Raw genomic sequence first — 7,635 nt, forward strand, 5'->3', positions numbered from 1 at the left:
CGTTATCGCATGTGAAGAATTCGAATTAAGATAAAAAAATTAAGAGCAGTAGGCGACGTTACACGAAAGGCTAAGAGAACGAATCGAAGCAATAAACTTAAATGGATAAGATCTAGGGTTGACTATTTATGTTCCAAAGTTCGATCCATCGTAACTAGGAGGTAGGCTCTCGGAGCGTAGATAAGATCGTTATATGAAATTTCAATAGTCAATCTTGTCGGTGTGACGCATCATCCACTCCACGAGACGCTTGATTCTTCTTGGAGTCGTGGTAGGAGCTTTTTCTCCCTTCTTGCCTTACTTTGTTTTTACGCTTGCGTTGTTTCTTGGGTTTGAGATTTTTGTCCACAGTAGGCCTGAGTCGGTTGAAAAAAGAGTTTAGCAACGTTTCACACATATTTTTACCAATTGAAGATGTAGTAGAAATAAAGAATTCCCCTACAGAAGTAGGAGGATGACAAGCCCTCGCTATTCGACAGGATCGACCGTGACGATCGGATTGGCCAGCAGATTCGCCTTGATCGATGCATCACCGCTGTCCTCCAGCTTGCCGTCCTCCAGTTGCGCCTCGAAATAATCCTTGAACCGGCTGAAATGCTCCTGCATCCGGTCTGCGGCCCGCACTGAGGCCAGCATTTGAATCCCTTTGAAGCCAATTATTACCACCGCGGCAGTGCATAACAAGATCATCATATTCTGCGGGTTCAGGACGTCTCGGATCGTCATATACATCAGCCTCTCCCGGCCGAGTCCTGAAAGTCAGGATCCCATTCGTATTTCTCGCGCACAATCCGGTTCACCTCGTCGGCGATGCGATCCCATTTTTCATGCGGGTGCTGTCGCATCATCCGGTGCAGCCGGAGCAAGCGCACCTTCGGCAGTCGATGGGCGTAGCGCCGTACCAATCCCGGATAGGCGAGCACGTAACGCTTCATGCGTACGGCCGCGCCGGCCACGCCCGCCAGGATGTCCTGGCCGTTGTCCAGCCCGAGAATTTCCGGCTCATAATGGATGACGAACTGGAACGTGCGGTCCTTGATCAGTTCCCGCTTGATTTTGGCGATCTCGCCGATGTAATCGGCCAATAGCGGATCATATTGCTGTAGCAAGAGCGGTTCCAGTTCCAGCTCCATATCTTTGCGCAGTGCGAAGTAATGAAGCAGTGCCAACTGCTGCAGCCGAATCGTATCGTTGCGGATTAACGGCAGCAGCTGGCGCAGCAGTTCGTAGGTGAGCTGCTTGTCGTCATCCCAATGCGAGAAGGCGTGCTCCCAGTCGCGGTATAGATCCTGAGCCAGCTTCTCCTGCTCGCGCTGCAGCAGCTGGTCCAGCTCGCGGCTGGCTTCGGCGGACCTCGCCTTGCGCTGGACGAACCAGAGCAGGCCGATAAGCAGAATGGACGCTGCGGCGCAGAGCGCCATCTGACCGAATGTGTCGCTAAGCAGGATGCCGATGAGCCCAAGCAGCAGGGCGAAGAGCTGCTTCGTCTGCATTGATCGCCTCACCCGGGCGGCCGCGTACCGTTCGATCGGGCGCAGCGAGGTTTTGCCGCAGACAGGACAGACATCTTCCTCCAGCGCGGTGAATGCCTGACACGAGCCGCATCGATGCACGAGATGATAGAGCTGCTTCGGCTTGCGGTACGGTCTGAAATAGACAGGTATTTTTTTCATGTCGATCTCCCGCTCTCTCCGTTCACAATAGAGACAAGCCGGGCGTCAATATCCGCCGGCGAAGGCGTCGTCTTCCGCCGAACCCAATAGAGGACGGTCTGGCTGGCGACAAATAGAAACAAAATTGCGATACAACAGTATGTTAACATAGTGAGTTCCTTCCTTTTAACAGCAAACTAGAGTAATAGGATATGCTCCGCAAGCCCATAGTAAACTATCAATGCTGCGTGTCCTTGTATCGTATACTGATTAGACAAATTTCGACAATGGCATCCTTCATTCGTATGACTTTGTCCCTATTGCATAGTGTCGAATAAGGTTGAACTTTATAGTTACTGATTATATCATTATGACAGATTGGTGGTAGAATCGACAAATATATTGTCATTTCAGACGATATGGTGGCGGGGAAGCCGAGAAAATTCAGAAAATGTTCATCTAATCTTAATAACTATAAGGTATAACAAGATAGTGCCTTCTTCAGTGGCGCTTGTGTGCCTGCCATTAACCTATCACTTTATGATAAAGGAGTACAATTATGCTTCGGAGAAAATTAGCTGCTTACATGATGTTATTCACTCTGGCATTCGGCTTGCTGCCCATGCTCGGGAAGGTGCCTGCAGCGCAGGCGGCCGAGGCGGCCTCGAAGATCGATGCCATGCTTGTTATCGATGTGAGTAATTCGATGGATACGAGCGATACAGACAAGATCGGCAACGAAGCGATGAAGATGTTCATCGATATGCTGTCTTCCGCAGGCGACAAAGTCGGCATCGTCGCTTATACCGATAAAATCGAACGCGAGAAAGCGCTGCTGGAAATTCAGTCCCAGGAGGACAAGGAGGATCTGAAGCAGTTCATCGATCAATTGAACCGCGGGGCCTATACCGATATCGCGGTCGGGGTGAAGGAAGGCGTCAAGGTGCTCGAGCAGGGAGCCGACCCGGCCCATGAGCCGATGATCGTGCTGCTGGCTGACGGCAACAACTATTTGAATAAGAACAGCGGCCGTACGCAGGCGAAGTCGGATCGGGAGCTGAGCGCGGCGGTAAAAGAAGCGAAGCAAAAGGGCATCCCGATCTATACGATCGGACTGAACGCCGACGGGCAGTTGAACAAGGAAGCGTTGGCCGAATTGTCGAAGCAGACGAACGGCAAATCGTTCGTCACATCGTCGGCGGACGACCTTCCGCAAATATTGAGCGAGATTTTTGCCAGCCATCAGAAGCTGAAAATCGTTCCGGTCCAGCCGATCACCGGGAACGGGAGCTATCAGGACGTGACGGTGAACGTGCCGAATTCGAACGTCATGGAGGCCAATATTTCCATCCTGTCCTCGAAGCCGGTTGAATTGAAGCTGTACGACCCGTCCGGCAAGGAGGTCGCGATTCCTTCCGATGACGTCCAGCTATCCCGTTCGAATAGCTATTCGCTCCTGAAGCTGATCCAACCGGTCCAGGGCGACTGGAAGCTGAAGGTCAAGGGGGCGGATAAGGACAAGATCGATATTAATCTCGTCTTCAACTATGATCTGGATCTGACGATGGACCCGATTTCGGCCAAAACGTATAAAAAAGGCGATAAAATCAAAATCGGCGCCTACTTGACCAGCAATGGCCAGAAGCTGCAAAATGATGCGCTGTACCAGAACATGAGCGCCGTGCTGAATGTCAAGGATCTCGATACCGGCGATACGGTCGATCTTCCCCTCGCTCAGGCGGGCGACCGCTTCGAAGGGGAATTCGAGGTGAAGGACAAGCATGATTACGAGATCATAGTAAGGGCGGAGGAGAAGAGCTTCTACCGGGAGACGGAGCCGGTCAAGGTGAGCGCCAAGCCGGCGGGCGCCGGATCGTCCGCTCAAGCAGGGGCAGGCGAAGGAGATGCGGCTAAGCCGTTCCCGACGTGGATCGTCTATGCGGCTATCGTCCTCATCGTCCTCGCTCTGGCCGCCGGGTTCCTCCTCGCGGCATGGAAGAAGGCGAACCGCGGCTTCGTCGGCCAGATGGTCATCGAGATCCGCGATGAGAATACGGGAGAGAAGACCTATCCGCAATATAAGAAGTTGACCGCCTTCAAAGGCAAATTCACGATTCACCAGCTGCTGCAGTTGGCGCCTGAGTTCAAGGAGACCGAGAAGATGGTGTTTATGCCGGGCAAGAGCGACCGCATACTGCTCAAGAACGGATCGGCTGGGACAGTTGAGAAATCGGGCCGCGCCGTCGATGCGAGCAGAGGGCTGGAGATGAAGAGCGGCGACCGGATTACAGTGCCGCTGCAACAGGTTGATAAAACGGTCTGGATTGAATATATCGTGTAGAACCGTTCCGCAAGCCCGTTTTTGAACTTGAAATGATAGGGAGGAACATCCATTTATGAAACCAATCGTCAGAGAACATATTCAGCAATTGGACGTATCGCTAGGCGGAGGCATCGTCAGCGACAAGATCCGCGTCGACACGATCGACAATCCGATCCTGATTATCGGCTTGGGAGGGACCGGCATCGACGCCCTGCTGCGCTTGAAGTATCAGATCAATCGCAGATTCAAGCTGCCAGAGGATCCGATCTCGAAGAAGAAGCGTGGGAAGCCGGACAATGTGGAGTTCCTGGCATTCGAGACGAATGAACAGGATCGCAACAAAACATACCGCGGCATCGGACTCGATCCGCTCAATGAATTCGTGCTGCTGTCGAACGCCGAGATAGGCGGGCTGCTGCAGAACCGCAGCATTCTGGAGCCATATATTACCGAGTGGCTCTCCCCTGAGCTGAGCATCACCGACGGAATGAACGGCGCCGCCGGCGTGCGCCAGGCGGGCCGCCTGCTGCTGTTCACCAAGATCAATCAGGTCGTGCAGGCGATTGACAAGAAGATTAAGACGCTGTCCGTCGGCACGAACAAGAAGCTGATGGTGTTTCTGCTGTCCGGCTTGTCCGGCGGAACCGGCAGCGGCTGCTTCTTGGACATCGCCTATATCGTGCGCGGCATTATCGAGCGGGATTATGGCTCGGCAGGCATCGATCGCGTCAATACGCTCGGCTATCTATTCACTCCGGACGTGAACCTGTCGAACAAGAGCCTAAGCGAGCATACGCGCGAATATATCAAGAAGAACGGCTACGCTGCGCTCAAGGAGCTTGATTACTGGATGAACGTCGATAGCCGCGGCGAGCGCTTCCGGCAGAAGTACGGCAACATTTTGACGGTCAATTCTCCGCTGTCACCGTTCAATCTGTGCCATCTGATCTCGGCGACGAACACGGAAGGGAAGCTGCTGGAGAACGCGTATGACTACTGTATGAACGTGACGGCGGAGAACATCACGAACTTCATGGCGAGCGAGGAGAAGCAGTCCGGCGAGGAATTCGCGATTCACGATTACATCAGCAACATCCGCACGAATATCGCCCAGATGAACCGGGCGTATCCGGCGAATTACGAATACAACATCATCGGGGCTTCGTCGGCCGTCCTGCCGATCGAAGAGATGACAACCTATCTCGGGTACCGCCTGTTCCAGAAGATGGAGAAGATGTTCCAGAAGGCGCCGAGCCAGGAGGAGGTCGAGAAGTTCGCCCGCAAGCTAGGCGTCGATCTCGACACGATGGTGCAGACGTTCGAATCGCGCGTGCCGGAGCCGCTGCCAGGCTTCGAGAACAGCGAGCGCCTGAGCTATAACAATGTCATCAAAATGCAAGTCGTCAATATGGATACAGAGCTGGAGCAGACATTCCTAGCACGGGCGCGCGAGGAATACATCAAGGCGAAGAAGCAGCTTCCCGGCGAGATCGTCGGCAGCTTCACCGATCAGATCCGGCGGATGTTCCTCCATCCGGAGCAGGGGCCGTTCTATGTGTCTCGTCTTATCAACACGGAGAAGGGCTTCTGCTTGTTGAAAATGCTGCTCTCCTACATCGAGACGCTGCGCGAAAATCTGCATCATATTCCGCGCGACATCGAGGCGGCACAAGAGCAGGCGAGCGAGCGTCTAGGCGATGCGAAGAGCGCCTTTATTTCCAAGGACAAGAAGAAAAATATGTACATCGAAGCCAAAATTCAGGAATATTGGCTGCATGCCGATGTGGAGCGCACGGAGCAGATGATCGAATTCTACGAAGATCTGTATCAGTTGCTGAACCATGAGAACAACCGCATTTATAGCGTATTTACTGAAATATTGAACGCGCTCAACTCGATCTTCGAGAAGAACGGCGACATTCTGATCAACGGCGAGGAGCAAGCCGACCATAAGGGGAACCGGACCTATTACTGGAACATCGTCAGCGTACCGGACATCTCGAAAGTGATCAGCAACATTATGGATCAGAAGGAAGTCGACGACCTGATCCGCGACTTCTCGCTGGAACTGCTGAATCACTCGAACCAATGGGTCAAGGAGCAGGAGCTTGATATCGTCAGATCGATTTCGGATTTCCTGTCGGATAAGTTCGGCGATCTGATTACGCAATCCATGGAAGAGTTCCTTGTCATGAAGTTCGGCAACGACGAGTCGATCGATAAGTTCGTCGAGCGCCAGATCGCTAGCAAGCTGGATGACGAGGCGGTTCCGGTGTTCCATTTGAGCAACAGCTCGGGCAATCTGCATTTTCCGCGCTGGGGCTTCGTATCAGTGCCCGTCAAGGCGCCGAGCATTCTCAAAGGGATCCGCAACTACCAGAACAATGCGGTGGGCAAGTCGAACTTCACCGTCAAGGAGAGCGAGGTGAAGAACCGCATATTCTGGCTGAATACGCATAACGGGGTGCCGCTCTTCGTCTATACGCCGCTCAAAGTATACGAGGAGAGTTATGAGCGCACGATTCTCGACAAAGAAGGGATCGGCCGCCATCTCGTGCAGACCGACAAGGCGAACTGGACGTATCTTCCTTCCCCAATCCCGGAGCAATCATGGGGAGATACGTACCGGAACGAACGGGTGCAGAAATACAACGCCCGCGTCCGCACCGAGTTCGAGCGGGGCGCGCGGTTCAAGACCGTCATCGAGAAGGGGATGGACGACAATACGAGCAACCGCTATGCCGTCGTCTTCACGAAGCCGTTCAACCTCACGGACATGCTCACAAGCTACGATATGCAGCTGCAGGCCGCGAAGCCGAATCTCGGGGAAGTGAAGCGCGCATACCTGGATCTGAAGCGGCTGCTCGAAGAGGGCTTGGAGCCGGTTGAGACCAAAGATATTTTCGGCAGCATCAGCGAGGAGCTGGCGAAGGAGAATCTGATCCGTTCGCCGGAGCTTATCGCGCGTCTGCGTGAGGAGCTGGCCAAGTACGAAGCGATCAAGGCAAAGTTGGCGGAGTTCGAGCAATTGCTCGGCCAGCATCAGGACGAGGAGAAGCAGCAGGATCAATTCATCGAAGCGATGTACACCGGAACGATCTGCAAAAAAAGGCGCGCTCTATGTATATGACCGCGACGAGGAAGAGGAAGCGTGGGAGCCGTTCGTCAATCTGATGAAGAGCCGGGATTATGTCGAGTACGAGGTATACGAGCATTTCCGCGGCCTGGATGAGAAGCATCGCGGCCCGCTGCTGCGCAAATCGACCCGCCGCGCCGCCGAGATGACGGCAACGGAGGATGTCGATCCGCTGCTGGCGAAGCTGGATGAGCTGTACACGGCGTTCCTAGAGGCGCGCGAGCGGCTGGAATACGAGAAAATCGAGCTGGCGAACGGCGAGGATACGTACCAGTTCTACAAGCAGTTGACGACCAAGCTGAACGCCATTCGGAGAAAGTTGAAATAAGATGATGACGCAGACCAAAGTGGAAAGGTTCGCAACCGAATATGCGCGCGACGAGGATCGACTCACCGGCCGGGACGATAACCAGAGCAGCATTCATTATCCGACGGTGTTCCTCTTCATCGGCGACAAGGCGGGGGACGCGATTGAGCCGATGATCCAGATTAGCGAGCGGAAATGGGATAACAGTGCCGGCGTC

Annotated in this window: 5 protein-coding genes and 1 pseudogene; 3 read left to right on the plus strand and 3 right to left on the minus strand. The window is 53.8% G+C overall.

The features are described from left to right. Positions 1 to 468 precede the first annotated feature (468 nt). Genes AZ66_RS24295 through AZ66_RS32105 form a run of 3 tightly spaced genes read right to left on the minus strand, consistent with a single transcriptional unit; the run spans position 469 to position 1,822 of the window. On the minus strand, positions 469 to 726 hold the full coding sequence (locus tag AZ66_RS24295; protein WP_156160068.1) for a hypothetical protein: 258 nt from the start codon (positions 724 to 726) through the stop codon (positions 469 to 471). Positions 727 to 731: 5 nt separating this feature from the next. After that, a complete protein-coding gene (locus tag AZ66_RS24300) occupies positions 732 to 1,673 on the minus strand; it encodes a hypothetical protein (protein ID WP_052648833.1) in 942 nt (313 codons plus the stop codon). Then, entirely contained in the window at positions 1,670 to 1,822 is a 153-nt protein-coding gene (locus AZ66_RS32105) for a hypothetical protein (protein ID WP_175400634.1), read from the minus strand. The genes AZ66_RS24300 and AZ66_RS32105 overlap by 4 nt, the downstream gene beginning before the upstream one ends. Before the next feature lie 389 nt (positions 1,823 to 2,211). On the opposite strand from AZ66_RS32105, the gene AZ66_RS24305 reads away from it, so the two are divergent. The 3 genes and pseudogenes from AZ66_RS24305 to AZ66_RS24315 form a co-directional block, all read left to right on the plus strand. After that, complete coding sequence (locus tag AZ66_RS24305) at positions 2,212 to 3,993, plus strand: vWA domain-containing protein (protein ID WP_052648835.1); 1,782 nt, start codon at positions 2,212 to 2,214, stop codon at positions 3,991 to 3,993. Positions 3,994 to 4,048: 55 nt separating this feature from the next. Continuing rightward, positions 4,049 to 7,439, plus strand: a pseudogene (locus tag AZ66_RS24310) (tubulin-like doman-containing protein). Position 7,440: 1 nt separating this feature from the next. Next, positions 7,441 to 7,635: hypothetical protein (locus tag AZ66_RS24315; protein ID WP_044357225.1), on the plus strand; the 195-nt coding region annotated here is incomplete at its 3' end.

The organism is Paenibacillus sp. E194, assembly GCF_000935845.1.
Lineage (GTDB): Bacteria > Bacillota > Bacilli > Paenibacillales > Paenibacillaceae > Paenibacillus_B > Paenibacillus_B alvei_B.